15 protein-coding genes are annotated in these 16611 nt (G+C 47.2%); 10 read left to right on the forward strand and 5 right to left on the reverse strand.

Annotation, left to right across the window (positions count from 1 at the left end; genetic code table 11):
• Genes mreD through HMPREF2675_RS01790 form a run of 3 tightly spaced genes read right to left on the reverse strand, consistent with a single transcriptional unit; the run spans position 1 to position 2397 of the window.
• Positions 1-501: a rod shape-determining protein MreD gene (gene mreD, locus HMPREF2675_RS01780; RefSeq protein WP_070813856.1), complete on the reverse strand. Its 501-nt coding sequence runs from the start codon at positions 499-501 to the stop codon at positions 1-3.
• A 4-nt stretch (positions 502-505) separates the two neighbouring features.
• Positions 506-1348: a rod shape-determining protein MreC gene (mreC, locus tag HMPREF2675_RS01785; protein ID WP_070813857.1), complete on the reverse strand. Its 843-nt coding sequence runs from the start codon at positions 1346-1348 to the stop codon at positions 506-508.
• Positions 1349-1359: 11 nt separating this feature from the next.
• Complete coding sequence (locus HMPREF2675_RS01790) at positions 1360-2397, reverse strand: rod shape-determining protein (RefSeq protein ID WP_039862245.1); 1038 nt, start codon at positions 2395-2397, stop codon at positions 1360-1362.
• Positions 2398-2622: 225 nt separating this feature from the next.
• On the opposite strand from HMPREF2675_RS01790, the gene gatC reads away from it, so the two are divergent.
• The 5 genes from gatC to HMPREF2675_RS01815 all read left to right on the forward strand — a co-directional run bounded on the left by gatC (position 2623) and on the right by HMPREF2675_RS01815 (position 7847).
• Positions 2623-2913, forward strand: coding sequence for an Asp-tRNA(Asn)/Glu-tRNA(Gln) amidotransferase subunit GatC (gene gatC, locus HMPREF2675_RS01795; RefSeq protein WP_003685110.1), 291 nt, complete (start codon positions 2623-2625; stop codon positions 2911-2913).
• 150 nt (positions 2914-3063) lie between these two features.
• Complete coding sequence (gatA, locus tag HMPREF2675_RS01800) at positions 3064-4512, forward strand: Asp-tRNA(Asn)/Glu-tRNA(Gln) amidotransferase subunit GatA (RefSeq protein WP_049336489.1); 1449 nt, start codon at positions 3064-3066, stop codon at positions 4510-4512.
• 97 nt (positions 4513-4609) lie between these two features.
• Positions 4610-5230: a trimeric intracellular cation channel family protein gene (locus tag HMPREF2675_RS01805; RefSeq protein ID WP_070712514.1), complete on the forward strand. Its 621-nt coding sequence runs from the start codon at positions 4610-4612 to the stop codon at positions 5228-5230.
• Between the two features lie 100 nt (positions 5231-5330).
• Positions 5331-6761 (forward strand): Asp-tRNA(Asn)/Glu-tRNA(Gln) amidotransferase subunit GatB, encoded by a 1431-nt coding sequence (gene gatB / locus HMPREF2675_RS01810; RefSeq protein WP_070813858.1) that lies wholly within the window; start codon positions 5331-5333, stop codon positions 6759-6761.
• An 81-nt stretch (positions 6762-6842) separates the two neighbouring features.
• Positions 6843-7847 carry an FAD-binding oxidoreductase gene (locus HMPREF2675_RS01815; RefSeq protein ID WP_070813859.1) on the forward strand — a complete coding sequence of 335 codons (1005 nt, stop codon included), beginning with the start codon at positions 6843-6845 and terminating at the stop codon, positions 7845-7847.
• Between the two features lie 224 nt (positions 7848-8071).
• Here HMPREF2675_RS01815 and HMPREF2675_RS01820 read toward each other — a convergent pair whose 3' ends face one another.
• Complete coding sequence (locus HMPREF2675_RS01820) at positions 8072-10180, reverse strand: LysM peptidoglycan-binding domain-containing protein (protein WP_070813860.1); 2109 nt, start codon at positions 10178-10180, stop codon at positions 8072-8074.
• Between the two features lie 156 nt (positions 10181-10336).
• On the opposite strand from HMPREF2675_RS01820, the gene HMPREF2675_RS01825 reads away from it, so the two are divergent.
• The 5 genes from HMPREF2675_RS01825 to HMPREF2675_RS01845 all read left to right on the forward strand — a co-directional run bounded on the left by HMPREF2675_RS01825 (position 10337) and on the right by HMPREF2675_RS01845 (position 15306).
• On the forward strand, positions 10337-10996 hold the full coding sequence (locus HMPREF2675_RS01825; RefSeq protein WP_070813861.1) for a class I SAM-dependent methyltransferase: 660 nt from the start codon (positions 10337-10339) through the stop codon (positions 10994-10996).
• A 44-nt stretch (positions 10997-11040) separates the two neighbouring features.
• On the forward strand, positions 11041-11868 hold the full coding sequence (gene mutM, locus HMPREF2675_RS01830) for a DNA-formamidopyrimidine glycosylase (protein WP_070814080.1): 828 nt from the start codon (positions 11041-11043) through the stop codon (positions 11866-11868).
• Between the two features lie 64 nt (positions 11869-11932).
• Positions 11933-12718, forward strand: a complete 786-nt coding sequence (locus HMPREF2675_RS01835; RefSeq protein ID WP_070813862.1) for a 1-acylglycerol-3-phosphate O-acyltransferase — start codon at positions 11933-11935, stop codon at positions 12716-12718.
• A 190-nt stretch (positions 12719-12908) separates the two neighbouring features.
• Complete coding sequence (locus tag HMPREF2675_RS01840; protein WP_049348362.1) at positions 12909-13646, forward strand: redoxin family protein; 738 nt, start codon at positions 12909-12911, stop codon at positions 13644-13646.
• A gap of 253 nt (positions 13647-13899) precedes the next feature.
• The gene (locus tag HMPREF2675_RS01845; protein ID WP_070813863.1) at positions 13900-15306 is read left to right on the forward strand and encodes a dihydrolipoyl dehydrogenase; all 1407 of its coding nucleotides are present in this window, start codon (positions 13900-13902) and stop codon (positions 15304-15306) included.
• 79 nt (positions 15307-15385) lie between these two features.
• Here the strand turns inward: HMPREF2675_RS01845 and HMPREF2675_RS01850 are convergent, their stop codons facing one another.
• Complete coding sequence (locus tag HMPREF2675_RS01850) at positions 15386-16516, reverse strand: PilT/PilU family type 4a pilus ATPase (RefSeq protein ID WP_070813864.1); 1131 nt, start codon at positions 16514-16516, stop codon at positions 15386-15388.
• Between the last annotated feature and the right edge of the window lie 95 nt (positions 16517-16611).

The raw sequence follows: 16611 nt of genomic DNA on the forward strand, positions 1-16611 counted from the left end.
TCAGTGCGCGCGGTAAATACGGGTCACAATCAGCATCAGCTGGCTGAGTATCGGCCAAAGCAATGCGCCGACAAATGGGGCAACAAAGCCTTGCAAAGTGATGACCTGATGATTGAGGAACAGACGGGCAGCAGTTAAAACGGCCTGATTGAGCAACAACGCAGCCAAGACAGCGGCCAATTGCATAATGTGGCCGTACAGCATGATTTGGCGGCGTCGGTTTAAGATGAAATAAGTCATCACAACGTAAGACAGGGCGTGCAAACCCAAAGTCGCGGCGGTTGCTGCATCGACAATCAGACCGATGGCAAAAGCCAGTCCCATGCCTGCGCGTTGCGGCTGGTGTAATGTCCAATACAGCAACATCAGTGCCGTCATTTCAGGCAGCCAGAAGAATCCGTCAAAGGAAAACGGCATAAAGTCCAGTATCATCATCACGATGAGACTGGTCGCCATGATGTGTAGCGGTACTGCACGGTAAGAATCGTCAAAATCGTTCATGAAATCAGCGTGGGGAAGAAGGGGCGGAAGAAAGTACCAAGACAAAACGGCTGCTGCGTAAAGCGGCCAAAGGCGTCAGTTGCGTATCGTAATAAGGCGTTCCCGATGCGCGGACAACCTTGCTGACGGTTGCAACGGGAATCCCGGCCGGATAAGTACCGTCCAAACCGGAAGTCAGCAGAACATCGCCGGGTTTCAAGTCTGAGCCAGTTGGGAAATAGCGCAAATCCAAACCGCTGCCATTGCCGTATGCCAAATTGCGTTCACCGGTGCGGCTGACGGCGACGGGGACAATACTTTGTCCGCTTGAGATTAGCTCAATTTCCGCGCTTTGTGTGTGAACTTGTGTCAACAGGCCGATCAAACCGCTTTGATCGATGACCGCATCGCCAACTTTCAAGCCGTCTTGACTGCCCTTGCCGATAATCAGTCTTTCGGAAAGCGGATCTTTGCCATTGGAAATGACTTCCGCACCGATAACGTTGTGAATGCCTTTTTGTTGCAAACCGTACAGTTTTTTTAATTCGCGCAATTCATCGGTATTGACTTTATCCCGCTGCAAATCGATTTTCAGACGGCCATTTTCTTCCAAAAGCCGGCGGTTTTGTTCCAAAAGCTCGGATTTGGATTGGGAAAGATCGGCAAAATATTGATAAAGTTGAACGGGTTGATTGGCCAGCCATTGAGCAGGATAGAGCATGGGCATTACCGCCGCACGCACAGGCTGCATCAATGAAAAGCGATAATCTGCCAGCATCAGGCCGGCCGCCAGGGCGACATAAACGACAAAACGAGGCAACAGCTTAGGGCCTTTTGCCTCGTCAAAGCGCAAAGAAGAGCGTTCCATAGCCATCTACCTTATGGGTTTTCCGTAAACACGGTATCCCATTTGCCGATATAGTCCAAAGCCTTACCGGCACCATAGGCGACGCAGTTTAGAGGCTGGTCGGCAATGCCGACGGGCAGTCCGGTTGCATCGGCCAAGACGGTATCGATACCGTGCAGAAGCGCGCCGCCGCCGGTCAGCATAATGCCGCGGTCGGCGATGTCGCCGGCCAGTTCGGGCGGAGCTTGTTCCAAAGCCAGACGGACGGCACGGATGATTTGATTTACCGTTTCACTCAATGCTTCACGGATTTCATTTGACGTAACCGCCAAGGATTTGGGCGTACCTTCAGCCAGGTCGCGGCCTTTAATGCGCATGGCTGTTTCGGTTTCAAAGCCCGAGGCCGAGCCGATTTGTTTCTTCAATTCTTCTGCCGTCGCTTCACCGATCAAGACACCGCGATGACGGCGCAGGTAATGGATGATACTTTTATCGAATTCGTCGCCGGCTGCGCGGACGGAAGCAGAATAGGCCATACCGCCCAGTGAAAGAATACCGATTTCAGTCGTACCGCCGCCAATATCGACAATCATCGAACCTGCCGCATCTTCAATCGGCAAACCTGCGCCCAAAGCGGCGGCCATCGGTTCTTCAATCAAATGCACGCTTGCCGCGCCGGCAGCAAACGCAGAATCCAAAATCGCTTTACGTTCCACTTGGGTAGAGCCGCCCGGAACACAGATAACCACACGGGGCGGAACCAAAGACCGTCCTTCGGTGGCTTTTTTAATCAACATACCCAGCATACGCTCGGTAATCACAAAATCGGCAATTACACCGTCCCTCATCGGGCGGACGATTTCGATATTGCGCGGCGCACGGCCCTGCATTTTTTTGGCTTCCGTGCCCACTGCCATAATTTTACTTTTATTGCCTGCGCCGGATTGAATCGCAACCATGGACGGCTCATCCAAAACAATCCCTTTGCCGCGTACAAAAATCAGCGTGTTGGCCGTGCCCAAGTCGATGGCAATATCATTGGAGAGGAAACGAGATAAAAGACGAAACATTAGGATTCCTGAAATTCCGGCCCAGCCCGGATGCGTTAAGCAGTATTTAAAATAAGAAAAACAGGTACACGGTTTTAGACGGATAAATGCGCCCTTAAAAGGCCGTCTGAATCAAAACACCATGCCAACCTGTTTGGTTTTCGGTTATAATTCTTCGCTTCATAGAAGACGAAATGCAATGATACCCCAAACCCAAGGTGCATTGCTATCAGACAAGGATTTTTTATGGCTTTAAGCTTAAATGACGTGGAAAAAATCGCAAAACTCTCGCGCCTCACTTTAACGGACGAAGAAAAAAACAAAACGCTTGCCGAGTTGAACGACATTTTCGCCATGGTTGAAAACATGCAAAGCGTCAATACCGACGGCATCGAACCTATGGCGCATCCGCACGAAGCCGCTTTGCGCCTGCGCGAAGATAAAGTGACTGAAACCGACCATGCTGCAGAATATCAGGCTGTTGCCCCCGAAGTGCGCAATCGTCTGTATATCGTTCCTCAAGTGATTGAGGAATAAGGTTTCAGACGGCCTTTGCTTATCGGCAAGCCCCTATTGCAAGGCCGTCTGAAAGTATATTCTGTTCAGACGGCCCGATTTATTGATTTAAACGGATGTTTTCAATATCTGTTTTGAAAGCAAAAACTGTTTTATAGAAAGTACGGCACAATGACCGCTTACACGCTCAAACAAGCCAGCAGCCTGCTGCAATCCAAACAAATTTCCGCAGTCGAATTGGCGACCGAATATTTGGCCGCTATTGCTGCGAAAAACCCCGCCATCAACGGCTATGTGACCATTGATCAAGATAAGACCCTTGCTGAAGCCAAAGCAGCCGATGCGCGTATCGCGGCCGGTAATGCAACGGCTTTGACCGGTGTGCCGGTTGCTTACAAAGATATTTTCTGCCAAACAGGTTGGCGCAGTGCATGCAGTTCCAAAATGTTGGATAACTTTGTTTCCCCTTATACTGCCACTGTGGTGCAAAATCTGTTGGATGCCGGCATGGTTACTCTCGGCCGTACCAATATGGACGAATTTGCCATGGGCTCAACCAATGAGACTTCATTCTACGGCGCAACCAAAAACCCATGGAATCTTGAACATGTTCCCGGCGGTTCGTCAGGCGGTTCAGCTGCCGTGATTGCGGCGCGTTTGGCACCGGCTGCCTTGGGTTCGGATACCGGCGGTTCTATCCGTCAGCCTGCATCGCATTGCGGCATTACCGGCATTAAGCCGACTTACGGTACGGTTTCACGCTTTGGTATGGTTGCCTATGCTTCCAGCTTCGACCAAGCCGGCCCTATGGCGCAAACAGCCGAAGACTGCGCGATTTTGTTGAACGCTATGGCCAGCTTTGACGAGCGCGATTCCACCAGTTTGGAGCGCGACAAAGAAGACTACACCCGTGATTTGGACAAGCCGCTCAAAGGTTTGAAAATCGGTTTGCCTAAAGAATATTTTGGCGAAGGCGCAGATGCCGATGTTCAGACGGCCTTACAAAGCGTTATCGATTTGCTCAAAGCCCAAGGCGCGGAGACTGTTGAAGTTTCCCTGCCGCAAACATCATTGTCGATTCCCGCTTATTACGTTCTCGCTTCTGCGGAAGCAAGTACCAACTTGTCCCGTTTCGATGGCGTACGTTATGGCCATCGTGCGGCGCAATTCGGCGATTTGGAAGAAATGTACAGCAACACCCGTGCCGAAGGTTTCGGCAGCGAGGTCAAACGACGTATCATGATCGGTACTTATGTATTGAGCCATGGTTACTACGATGCTTATTATCTGAAAGCGCAAAAACTGCGCCGTCTGGTTGCCAATGATTTTCAGACGGCCTTTGGTCAATGTGATTTCATTTTGGCGCCGACTGCACCGACTGCTGCGCCAAAACTTGGCAGCGACATTCACGACCCTGTGCAAATGTACTTGTCCGATATTTACACCATCGCCGTGAACCTTGCCGGTTTGCCTGCACTGACTCTGCCTGCCGGTTTCAGCGCAAACGGTCTGCCGATTGGTGTGCAATTTATCGGCAACTATTTCTCCGAAGCCAAAATTTTGGGTGCCGCACATCAAGTTCAGCTGAGCAGCGATTGGCACACCAAAGCGCCGGAATAATGTTTTAGGGCCTTGATGATTCAAGGCCGTCTGAAAATAAACCATATAAAAGCGCCTGAATGTATTGAGGTGCTGCATATTGTAGATATTTAAAAACATGACAGCTACCGACTTCATTCAAATCATTGGGACAGCCGCGTTTGCTATTTCCGGCTATTTGGTCGGCTACAACAAGCGATTGGATGTACTCGGTGTTGTCATTACTGCGTTACTGACGGCTGTCGGCGGCGGCATGATACGCGATGGTTTGGTCGGTCGGATTCCGCAAGTATTTTTGCAAACCGATGCGCTGATTGTTGTGTTTGCTACGCTTTCCATTGCATGGTTGATAAGGGTGCAACGTTATCGCAGCACCTATTTGGCCGCTGCTTTTATTATTGCCGATGCCATTGGTTTGGCTGCGTTCAGCATTACCGGTGCACAAATCGGTATGGCCTTGCAGCTCAATCTGTTCGGCGTTATTTCTTTGGCTTTTGTGACTGCTGTTGGTGGCGGTATTGCGCGCGATATTTTGGTCAATGATGTGCCGATGATTTTGCGCACCGACCTTTACGGCAGCGTGGCTATTTTGATTGGCGGGCTGATTTATCTGTTCGGACATTTGGGCTGGATTAATATTTTTACGTTAAACCTGCTCTTTGCCGGCGGATTGTTGTTTCGCCTGACTGCATACCGTTTCCATTGGCAACTGCCCGGTTTCCAACGCCGCAGGAAATAAACTTATCTTACAGACGGCCTGTTATGGTTTTTTATTCAGGCCGTCTGAAAAACGAATCACTCATTTAACCGATTAACTTTTTTTCGACAGAAAGACCCTTATGACTTGGGAAACCGTAATCGGACTGGAAATCCACGTCCAACTCAACACCCAATCCAAAATCTTCAGCGGCGCATCCACTGCATTCGGTGCCGAGCCTAATGCCCACGCCAGCGTGGTTGAGTGTGCGTTGCCGGGCGTATTGCCGGTAATGAACCGCGAAGTCGTCGAAAAAGCCATCAAACTCGGTTTGGCTTTGGATGCGAAAATCAATCAGAAAAACGTGTTCGACCGTAAAAACTATTTTTATCCTGATTTGCCAAAAGGCTATCAAATCAGCCAGTTGGATTTGCCGATTGTGGAACACGGCAAGCTGGAAATCGTAGTGGGCGATGAGGTTAAAACCATTAATGTTACCCGTGCGCACATGGAAGAAGATGCGGGTAAATCCGTACATGAAGGTTTGAACGGTGCTACCGGTATCGACTTGAACCGTGCCGGTACGCCTTTGTTGGAAGTTGTCTCCGAGCCTGAAATGCGCTCTGCAGCCGAAGCTGTGGCATATGCTAAAGCGTTGCATGGTTTGGTAACTTGGCTGGACATTTGCGACGGTAATATGGCGGAAGGCTCGTTCCGTGTTGATGCCAACGTTTCTGTACGCCCAAAAGGTCAGGCGGAGTTCGGTACACGCCGTGAAATCAAAAACCTTAACTCTTTCCGCTTCTTGGAACAAGCCATCAATTATGAAGTGGAAGCGCAAATCGAAATCTTGGAAGACGGCGGTAAAGTACAGCAGGCAACCATGTTGTTTGACCCTGAAAAAGGTGAAACCCGTGTGATGCGTTTGAAAGAAGATGCGCACGATTACCGCTATTTCCCAGATCCAGATTTGCTGCCGGTCATTATTTCAGACGGCCAGTTGCAAAAAGCCAAAGAGCAAATGCCTGAATTGCCACATGAAATGGCGGCGCGTTTTGTTGCCGACTACGGCGTGTCTGACTATGATGCGCGTCTGTTGACTGCCAGCCGCGCTCAAGCCGCCTATTTTGAAGAAGCAGCCAAAGCCTGCGGCCAAGGTAAATTAACGGCAAACTGGATGAACGGCGAGCTTGCAGCTACTTTGAACAAAGAAGGTTTGGAATTGGCTGAAAGCCCGATTACAGCTCCACGCCTTGCCGAGTTGGTTGCTAAAGTTGCGGATGGAACATTAAGCAGCAAATTGGCGAAAAAAGCTTTTGAAGCAATGTGGGCTGAGTCTGAAGCAGGTATTGCCGAAATTATCGAGAAACATGGTTTGCAACAAATTACTGACACTGGTGCAATTGAAGTGATGGTAGATGAAGTATTGGCAAACAATGCGAAAGCCATTGAGCAATTCCGTTCCGGCAATGAAAAAGCCTTGAATGCGATTGTCGGCCAAGTGATGAAAGCAAGTAAAGGCAAGGCCAATCCGGCTCAAGTTCAAGAGCTGATTAAAGCCAAATTAGCTTGATAGATAGGACAGGCCGTCTGAAAAATAGGTCTTATTTTTCAGACGGCCTTTATTTTTGATTCTAAAATTATTCTAAATACCATGACACATACTATTACCTTATCAGATCAAATAACATTTACGGCAAACGATGATGAAACCGTTCTTGCTGCTGCGACCCGTCAGAATTTAAATCTGCCCCATTCTTGTAAAAGTGGCGCCTGTGGACAATGTAAGGCCGAGTTGATGAGTGGCGAATTTGAAATGGGCGATCATATTGATAAAGCCATCAGCGCAGAAGAAAAAGCGCAGGGCAAAGTGCTATTGTGCTGTACTACTGCGAAGAGTGACCTGAAAATCAATGTGCCGGGGTTTAATCCGAATGCTTTGCAGGTGCGCACTTTGCCTGTACGCATCGAAACGATTGAAATCAAACATGATGTTGCTTTGTTGAGATTGGCTTTACCTAAAGCGCCGTCATTTGCATTTTATGCCGGACAATATATTGATTTGCTGCTTCCCAGCAATATCAGCCGCAGCTATTCAATCGCCAATTCTCCTGACCAAGAAGGTGTTTTGGAGCTGCATATCCGTAAACGTGAAAATGGCGTATGTTCGGAAATGATTTTTGGTGCCGAGCCTAAAATCAAAGAAAAAGGCATTGTCCGCGTTAAAGGCCCATTGGGTACGTTTACTTTGCAACAAGACAGCAATAAACCGATGATTTTGTTGGCAACGGGTACAGGTTACGCACCTATCCGCAGTATTTTGCTTGATTTGATTCATCAGAATAGCGAACGTCAGGTTCATTTTTACTGGGGGGCACGTCAGCAGGAGGATTTGTACGCATTGGAAGAAGCAGAAGCATTAATAGGCCGTCTGAAAAATGCGAAATTCTCGTCTGTTCTTTCTAAGCCTGATTCCGATTGGAAAGGGGGGAGTAGATACGTGCAAAATGTTGCCGCACAAAATTATCCTGATTTGAGCCAATATGAAGTTTATGCTTGCGGGTCACCAGCCATGACGGAGAATGCGCAAAGTTTGCTGACTCAAAAATGCGCTTTACCGGAAGATGCCTTCTTCTGTGATGCTTTTTCACCGGCATAGTGATGTGTATACAGGATTTATATGTTTGAATGCAGGTGTTAAGAGTAGAATTTGATGGCAATCTGTTTGAAAAAGAGTGTGTTTTTGCACACTCTTTTTTCTATGTGGTAGTTATTGAACAGATGCTTATATAGCTATTTTGTTTTTAAAAATTGAATTGATTATTTATCATAAAGAAAAAGGCCGTCTGAATATTTCAGACGGCCTTTGTTTTGAAGCAAGTATTAGCTACCAATCAGTTTCAAACGTTGACCAGGGGTCACAGTACGGGTATTGCGGTTCCAACGACGAATATCATTAACATCAACATTGAAACGGCTGGCAATGGTGTTCAAAGTATCGCCTTTGCGTACAGTGTAGGAAATGTTTTGAATCGGGTTGCCGCGGACTTTTGCCGGAGCAGCTGTAACACGGAGGATTTGGCCTTTTTTGATATTGTTGCCTTTGATGTTGTTGGCAATAATCAAATCGGCTACGCTTAAGTTGTAACGTTTGGAGATGTTAAACAGCGTATCGCCATCTTCCACACGGTGTGTGCCTGCTGCAAGTGCTGCAGTTTGTGTGTTTTGTTGACCACTTACACGGGCAAGACGTGCATTGATTCGGCTTTGTTGTTTAACGGTATTGGCTGCGATACGTTCTGTACGAGCGTTTTCAGTAGTGACAACAGTTTGAACTTGTTTGGTTTCAGGAGTCGCTTCAGCAACAGTCGCTGCAGGTTCCTCTGCAGGTCGGCTTTGTACCAAAGCCATCAGGTCATCATGCTCTTCTTGAACCGGCGCAGCAGCAACAGATTCAACTGCTGGAGAAGGGGCTACATTGTTTGCGGCAACAGTCGGTGCAGTCAAGTCGGCAGGGATAGCCGCTTTGGGTGCTTCTGCAACATTTGTGGTAGCAGGCTCAATAGCAGTATGGACCATGGCTACAACTGGGGCGGTCATTTCTATACTTGCAACTTGAGGCTGCTGTTTGGTTTCTGTTACCGCTACGGAAGTAACGTTTTCAGTTTTGCTGTGTGCAATAAAGTCAACCGGTTTAGTGGACTGAGGAACAACAGGTGCAACAATATTGGTCACGGTAGTTTGAGCGACTTTAACCGGTTCTGCTACGTTGGAAGCAATAATCGGAGACATGGCCGGCATATTGGATTGGTAAGTATCCGCCGTATTGTCTTTGTCAATAAAGTTAATAATGTCTTGGCTTTGGATAGCTGAGTTTTTAGCCACTAAAATGCTGCGGCCTTCAGAAATGGCGCTACCGCTCAGGCCATTGAGGCGCTTGAGTTCGGCTACGCTCATGCCGGTATCGTTGGCGATGGCATTAAGTTTTTTGTTGCCCAAAGAAGTATAAATATCCCAAGACATCAGGGTATCTGGATTGGCATTGCGGTAGTTCTTCTCAAATGCGGAAACCGCAGAAACAGGCAATAACAGACGACGATTGTTTTTAGGGATGAATACCGGGGCATTGAAACCTGGGTTGAGCGCCAACAGTTCGCTTTCGCTGATGTTTGCAAAGCGAGCAATTGTGCTGTTATCAATAGGTTTGTCGATGCTGACAGATTTGAAATACGGCTGATTGCTGATTTCGCTGATATTCATACCGAAGGTTTGCGGATTGGCAACGATATTGCGGACGGCCAAAAGTTTGGGAACGTAGTTGCGTGTTTCGTTCGGCATACGCAGGTTTTCGTATGTCGGCTCCAAACCTTGCGCGCGGGCACGGTTTACGGCGCGACCGACGTTACCTTCACCCCAGTTGTAAGCGGCAAGGGCCAAAGACCAGTCGCCGAACATACCGTGCAAGTATTGCAGGTAGTTCAATGCAGCATCGGTAGCGGCGTAAACGTCGTGGCGGCCGTCATACAAAGGTGTTTTTTCCAAGCCGAAGTGGCGGCCGGTAGCCGGCATAAATTGCCACAGGCCGGATGCGCCGACGTGTGATTTGGCTTTGGTTACGAATGCGCTTTCAATGAAAGGCAGCAAAGCGATTTCGGCGGGCATATTGCGTTTTTTAACTTCATTGGCAATATGGTACATATAAGGTTTGCTGCGTGAGATGGTGCGGTCGAAATATGCGCTGTTTGCAGCAAATTTGTTTTCATGGCGGCGAACCAGTTCTGTGTTGACTTCGTTGATGCGGAAGTCTTTACGCAACGATGCCCATAAACTGCCGGAGCCGAAGGTTTGTGCTTTGGCTTGGTCGAGCAGGGCGGAGTTGAGGCGCATCATGGCCATGCCGACTTGGTTGGGTGTAGCGTTTTGTGCGTAGGCTGTGGCGGAAACCGCCGACAGGCTTGAAACGGTCAGAGCGATGGTTTTTAGTTTTGCCATAGTAAATAAAGTTATCAAATATATAATAAAATTTCGTCTTTTTGATAGTATCGTTTCAGCATTTAAACGTCAAGTCGAGCAGGGAATTTGCTTGTGTGATGTGGCCGTGGTGTTAAAATTCTGTCACACAAGTCGGGATGCATAGGGGAGCCTTGAATGGAAGTTTTTTTTATGCAAACGCCAATGGGGCAATATCTTGCTCAAAAAGAGGCGGATTTTTTCAGACGGCATTTGCAGTATTTGAATAGGCAGGTGGCGGTTCAATTGGGCGGTGTATGGCAGAGGCCGTCTGAAAACATGATTGTAGTGCCCCGCGATGTGCGGATGGATGCTGAAATGTTGGCATTTGAAACGCATTCCGTGGATGTGTTATTGATGCCTCATCTTTTGGAAGTTTCATCTGCAGATTTGGTGTTGCAAGAGGCGTTTAGGATATTAAAACCTGAAGGCAGGTTGATTTTGACGGGGTTCAACCCTAAATCTTTGTGGGGGTTGAGCTCTTGGTTTGATGGGGAAAAGCTGCCTTTGAAATCTCAATGTTTGGCTTTAGCCGAGCTGAAACGAAAAATTGCGGATATTGGTTTTGAAATGGAATATGGGCAGTTTATGGATTATCTGCCTGCTGTGAATTCGCCTTCTGCTTTGAAGTTTTGGCGGTTTATGGAAAAGGCGGGGGATAGGTGGTGGCCGCAGTGTGCGGCGGTTTATGGGATGGTGTTAACGAAACATTTGATTGGTGTCCATCCTTTGCCTGAATTGGAATCTGCATTTGATGGCAATACGGTTGCTTTAAGTACGGCACGTTTGGCCGAATAGTTTTCAGACGGCCTGTATATTAATGATGAATTTGGAGAATAATGATGCCTGAATTACCTGAGGTGGAAACGACTTTACGCGGGATAGAGCCGCATATTGATGGCAAAAAGATAGAAAAAGTCATTATTCGCCAGTTTAAATTGAGATGGCCTATTCATCCGAACTTGGCGCAAATTTTGGCTGGGCGCAAAGTTTTGGCATGCAACCGGCGTGCGAAGTATTTGATTATTACTTTTGAAACGGGTATTTTACTTATTCATTTGGGTATGTCCGGCAGTTTACGGATTTTTACCGCCGATGATGAGCGTATCGCCACGCCGGATAAACACGATCATTTAGATTTTGTATTTGATGACGGTACCGTATTGCGTTATCACGACCCGCGTAAATTTGGTGCGGTGTTGTGGTATGAGGGTATTGCCGAGCATCATCCGCTGTTGGAAAAGTTGGGACCGGAGCCGCTCTCGGACGATTTTGATGCAAATTACCTGTATCAGAAATTGAAAACCCAAAAGCGAGCAGTCAAATTAGCATTGATGGATAATGTGGTGGTGGTTGGCGTTGGTAATATTTATGCGAATGAAAGTCTGTTTAAGTCAGGTATTTCGCCATTGCGTCCGGCGAATAAGCTGACCAAGAAAGAATGCGCATTATTGGTGGAAACCGTTAAAGCGGTTCTGCAAAGGGCGATTGAAACCGGTGGCAGTACGCTGCGAGATTTCGTTAATAGCGATGGGAAAAGCGGCTACTTTCAGCAGGAATATACGGTCTATGGACGCCACAATGAGCCTTGTGTCCAATGTGGCGGGTTGATTTTTAAAGAAACTTTGGGGCAGCGTGGAACATTTTATTGTCCAAATTGCCAGAAATAGTTTCAGACTGCCTTAAATGTCAGAGGCCGTCTGAAAATAATGAACACAATACAGAAGAAATTTTATGTCTAAACAAAAAGCTCCTTTTTTTAAACGTCTGAGCCGACTTTGCCGTTTGGCAGCTTGGTTATTCAGAACCGGCCGGGATTTGCGTGCCATCGATGGCAACAATGCAGAGGAACGCAATCACGCTGTGGTTGTTTTGGGAAAAGGTGCGTTGGATGCTTTGGATATCGAATTGGAAATCGGCGTACCGCCTCAAGGAAATGTGAGCGGTACTTTGGTGGTGGCCAATCATGTATCTTGGTTGGATATTTTTGCCATGAGTGCCGTTTATCCGAGCAGTTTTATTGCGAAACAGGAAATCAGCAGTTGGCCGGTTTTGGGGAAAATGGGTAAAAATGCCGGTACGGTATTTATCAACCGCAATTCCCGCCGTGATGTCGAGCCGATTAATCAGGCGATTTGTGCGGCATTGAAAGCAGGGCAGAATGTAAGTTTTTTCCCCGAAGCGCGCACTTCTTCTGGCTTGAGCATTTTGCCGTTTAAAGCTGCCCTGTTTCAATCGGCTATTGATGCGAAAGCGCCGATTCAGGCAGTAACTTTGCGCTATTATGATGACGAAGGACAACGGACGGATCTGCCATCCTATGCGGAGGTAAACCTGTTTCAGTCTTTATGGCGCATTGTTTCGATGAAGAAAATCCGTATCCGTTTGGATTTCTCGCCTCAATACAAACCGACAGATATGCCGGATAAAGACCGCTATGCTTTGAAGGATATTGCGGAAACAGCCATCGGCGAAATTGTGGCTTCGGATTCTCCCGTTCAGCCCTTACCTAAAAAATAATTTCAGTCAGGTACTTGTTTTATTTCAGATAGCCTTTATTTAATGATTTAGCTGTTTTCGGTTGGGTTAAATTGATAGTTTAATATAATTAATATTATTTGAACTATAAATTATACAAATCGATAGGCCTGCATTACAATACAAGCATTGATTCATTTCTCTAACCCGAATTTTTAAAAGGAGCTTAAAAATGGCTTTGCAAGATCGTACCGGTCAAAAAGTACCTTCCGTAGTATTCCGCACTCGTGTCGGCGACACTTGGAAAGATGTTTCTACTGATGATTTGTTCAAAGGCAAAAAAGTAGTCGTGTTCTCTCTGCCTGGCGCATTTACTCCGACTTGCTCTTCTTCTCACCTGCCACGCTACAACGAATTGTTTGGCGCGTTCAAAGAAAACGGTGTTGATGCAATCTACTGCGTATCTGTAAACGACACTTTCGTAATGAACGCTTGGGCTGCTGAAGAAGAAGCTGACAACATCTACATGATTCCTGATGGCAACGGTGAATTCACTGAAGGCATGGGCATGTTGGTTGGCAAAGAAGACTTAGGCTTCGGCAAACGCTCTTGGCGTTACTCCATGCTGGTTAACGACGGTGTGATTGAAAAAATGTTTATCGAACCTGAAGAACCAGGCGATCCTTTCAAAGTGTCTGACGCTGACACTATGTTGAAATACATTGCTCCTGACTGGAAAGCTCAAGAGTCTGTTGCCATCTTCACCAAACCTGGCTGCCAATTCTGTGCTAAAGCTAAAAAAGCGCTGCAAGACAAAGGCTTGTCTTACGAAGAAATCGTATTGGGTAAAGATGCAACTGTTACTTCCGTACGCGCTATTACCGGCAAGATGACTGCTCCTCAAGTATTCATCGGCGGCAAATACATCGGCGGCAGCGAAGACTTGGAAGCTTACTTGGCTAAAAACTAATTGCCTGTATGCTTGAGACGGCTTGAAAAGGCCGTCTGAAAGACCCAAATATAGAGTTATTCAGACGACGTTTGCAAATCGGCGTTCTGAATAACTCTATATTTACAAGTAGAATTTGAGATTATTGTTTTAAATCGATATTTAGGTATTAACTATTGATTTTTAAATTTTGATAGTTTATGAAGTTTAGGCCGTCTGAAAACGGATAACCTGATGGCAATATCGGTTTGGATATAGACAGTAAGGATAAAATATGAAAAAGATTCAAGCAGATGTGGTAGTACTGGGTGGCGGTACAGCCGGTATGGGCGCATTTCGCAATGCCCGACTTCAAACAGACAATGTTTACCTGATTGAAAACAATGTATTCGGAACAACTTGTGCGCGTGTCGGCTGTATGCCGTCCAAATTGCTGATTGCGGCTGCGGAGGCGCGCCATCATGCTTTGCATACCGATCCGTTTGGCGTGCATTTGGATAAAGACAGCGTAACGGTAAACGGCGAAGAAGTCATGCAACGCGTCAAATCCGAACGCGACCGTTTTGTCGGTTTTGTAGTCAGCGATGTAGAAGAGTGGCCTGCCGACAAGCGTATTATGGGTACGGCAAAATTTGTTGACGAACACACCGTCCAAATCGATGACCACACTCAAATCACTGCAAAAAGTTTTGTGATTGCTACCGGTTCGCGCCCTGTGATTTTCCCTCAGTGGGAAGCTTTGGGCGATCGCTTGATTGTGAACGATGATGTTTTCTCTTGGGATACCCTGCCTAAGAGTGTGGCCGTGTTTGGTCCTGGCGTAATCGGCTTAGAGTTGGGTCAGGCTTTGCACCGTTTGGGCGTAAAAGTTGAAATTTTTGGCGTAGCAGGCGCGATTGGCGGTATTTCAGACCCTGTTGTCGCTGAAGAAGCCAAAACCGTTTTTGGCGAAGAATTGACTTTGCATTTGGATGCCAAAACCGAAGTTAAATTGGATGCAGAAGGCAATGTTGAAGTTCATTGGGAACAAGATGGCGAAAAAGGTGTATTCCATGCCGAATATGCTTTGGCTGCCGCCGGTCGCCGTCCGAACGTAGACAATATCGGTTTGGAAAACCTGAATATCGAAAAAGATGCGCGTGGTGTGCCTGTTGCCGATCCGCTGACCATGCAAACCAGCATTCCGCACATCTTTATCGCAGGCGATGCGTCCAATCAATTGCCTTTGTTGCACGAAGCTTCCGACCAAGGCAAAATTGCCGGTCACAATGCCGCTATTTTCCCGAATATTGAGGGTGGTTTGCGCCGTAGTGTAATCGGCGTGGTGTTCACCAATCCGCAAATTGCCTCTGTCGGCTTGAAATACGCGCAAGTTGCGGCGAAATATCAACCTGAAGAATTTGTTGTCGGCGAAGTATCGTTTAAAAACCAAGGCCGCAGTCGCGTTATGTTGGTAAACAAAGGCCATATGCGTTTGTATGCCGAAAAAGCAACCGGCCGTTTCATTGGTGCGGAAGTTGTCGGCCCTGCTGCCGAACATTTGGCACACTTGATGGCTTGGGCGCATCAAATGAAAATGACGATTCCACAAATGTTGGATATGCCGTTCTATCATCCGGTTATCGAGGAAGGTCTGCGTACTGCATTGCGTGATGCCGATGCAAAACTGAAACAGGCTTGATTATTTGATGGAATAAAGGCCGTTTGAAACCCGCAATGAGGTTTCAGACGGCCTTTTTTATACTTTGAAGCTTTTACTTTTAAATCAATTCTAAATCCGGGCCGGCATTTTGTGCGCGACGGCTTCGTAATTGAATATCTAGGCGCAAATCGTGTGCGGAGTCGGCATTTTTAATAGCGTCTTGATAGCTGATATCGCCGTTTTCATACAAATCATACAAAGCCTGGTCAAAAGTAATCATGCCCATGCCGGTTGATTTTTTCATCATTTCTTTGATGTTGTGGACTTCGCCTTTTCGAATCAAGTCGGCAATAATGGGCGAATTGAGCAAAACCTCGACAGCCGCTACGCGTCCCCGTCCGCTTTCACGGGGAATCAGGCGTTGTGAAATAAAGGCTTGCAGGTTGAGCGATAAATCGGTTAGCAATTGGTTACGGCGCTCTTCGGGGAAGAAGTTGATGATGCGGTCGAGCGCTTGGTTGGTACTGTTGGCGTGCAGTGTTGCCATACACAAATGGCCGGTTTCCGCGAAGGAAATGGCGTAGTCCATGGTCTCGCGGTCGCGGATTTCGCCAATCAGGATAACATCCGGCGCTTGGCGCAGGGTATTTTTCAGCGCAATCGGCCAATTTTCGGTATCTACGCCGATTTCGCGTTGGGTGATAATGCAGTTTTTATGTTGGTGGATAAATTCAATCGGGTCTTCGATGGTAATAATATGGTCGAAGCTGTTTTCGTTTCGATAGTCGATAAGGGAGGCGAGGGAGGTGGACTTGCCCGAACCTGTACCGCCAACAAAAATAACCAAACCGCGTTTTCTGAGGGCAATGTCTTTCAGAATAGGGGGCAGATTGAGCGTTTCAAATTTCGGGATATTGCTGGTAATGGAGCGGAACACCAAAGCAGTCGCACCGCGTTGAACCATGGCATTGACACGGAAGCGGCTGGTATCGGGCAGGCTGATGGCGAAGTTGCATTCGTTGGTGGAAGAAAATTCTTCGATTTGTTTGGAAGACATAATCGAAAAAGCGATTTCCATACATTTTTCAGCACTCAGCGGCTCATCGCTCAGTCGCGTGATTTTGCCGTCCACTTTCATGGCTGGCGGGAAATTGGTGGTAATGAAAAGGTCGGAGCCTTTGTATTTGTTCATATGGCGTAGCCAAGCGAACAATTCTTCTTTTGCGCCCGGAGTATTTTCGTCAAACATAAGAATTCAGGTATTTAAAATAGAGTTATTTTATCTATAGTAATTATAACAGAGGCAATCATCATTTGCTGATTGCTAGCTAGAGCATCAATCTG

Source organism: Neisseria sp. HMSC061H08, from assembly GCF_001836795.1.
Classification (GTDB): Bacteria; Pseudomonadota; Gammaproteobacteria; order Burkholderiales; family Neisseriaceae; genus Neisseria; species Neisseria subflava_A.

Bases quoted from the DNA above. Each gene is read 5' to 3' on its own strand.
- mreD (WP_070813856.1), bottom strand. From the start codon at position 501: ATGAACGATTTTGACGATTCTTACCGTGCAGTACCGCTACACATCATG.
- mreC (WP_070813857.1), bottom strand. From the start codon at position 1,348: ATGGAACGCTCTTCTTTGCGCTTTGACGAGGCAAAAGGCCCTAAGCTG.
- HMPREF2675_RS01790 (WP_039862245.1), bottom strand. From the start codon at position 2,397: ATGTTTCGTCTTTTATCTCGTTTCCTCTCCAATGATATTGCCATCGAC.
- gatC (WP_003685110.1), top strand. From the start codon at position 2,623: ATGGCTTTAAGCTTAAATGACGTGGAAAAAATCGCAAAACTCTCGCGC.
- gatA (WP_049336489.1), top strand. From the start codon at position 3,064: ATGACCGCTTACACGCTCAAACAAGCCAGCAGCCTGCTGCAATCCAAA.
- HMPREF2675_RS01805 (WP_070712514.1), top strand. From the start codon at position 4,610: ATGACAGCTACCGACTTCATTCAAATCATTGGGACAGCCGCGTTTGCT.
- gatB (WP_070813858.1), top strand. From the start codon at position 5,331: ATGACTTGGGAAACCGTAATCGGACTGGAAATCCACGTCCAACTCAAC.
- HMPREF2675_RS01815 (WP_070813859.1), top strand. From the start codon at position 6,843: ATGACACATACTATTACCTTATCAGATCAAATAACATTTACGGCAAAC.
- HMPREF2675_RS01820 (WP_070813860.1), bottom strand. From the start codon at position 10,180: ATGGCAAAACTAAAAACCATCGCTCTGACCGTTTCAAGCCTGTCGGCG.
- HMPREF2675_RS01825 (WP_070813861.1), top strand. From the start codon at position 10,337: ATGGAAGTTTTTTTTATGCAAACGCCAATGGGGCAATATCTTGCTCAA.
- mutM (WP_070814080.1), top strand. From the start codon at position 11,041: ATGCCTGAATTACCTGAGGTGGAAACGACTTTACGCGGGATAGAGCCG.
- HMPREF2675_RS01835 (WP_070813862.1), top strand. From the start codon at position 11,933: ATGTCTAAACAAAAAGCTCCTTTTTTTAAACGTCTGAGCCGACTTTGC.
- HMPREF2675_RS01840 (WP_049348362.1), top strand. From the start codon at position 12,909: ATGGCTTTGCAAGATCGTACCGGTCAAAAAGTACCTTCCGTAGTATTC.
- HMPREF2675_RS01845 (WP_070813863.1), top strand. From the start codon at position 13,900: ATGAAAAAGATTCAAGCAGATGTGGTAGTACTGGGTGGCGGTACAGCC.
- HMPREF2675_RS01850 (WP_070813864.1), bottom strand. From the start codon at position 16,516: ATGTTTGACGAAAATACTCCGGGCGCAAAAGAAGAATTGTTCGCTTGG.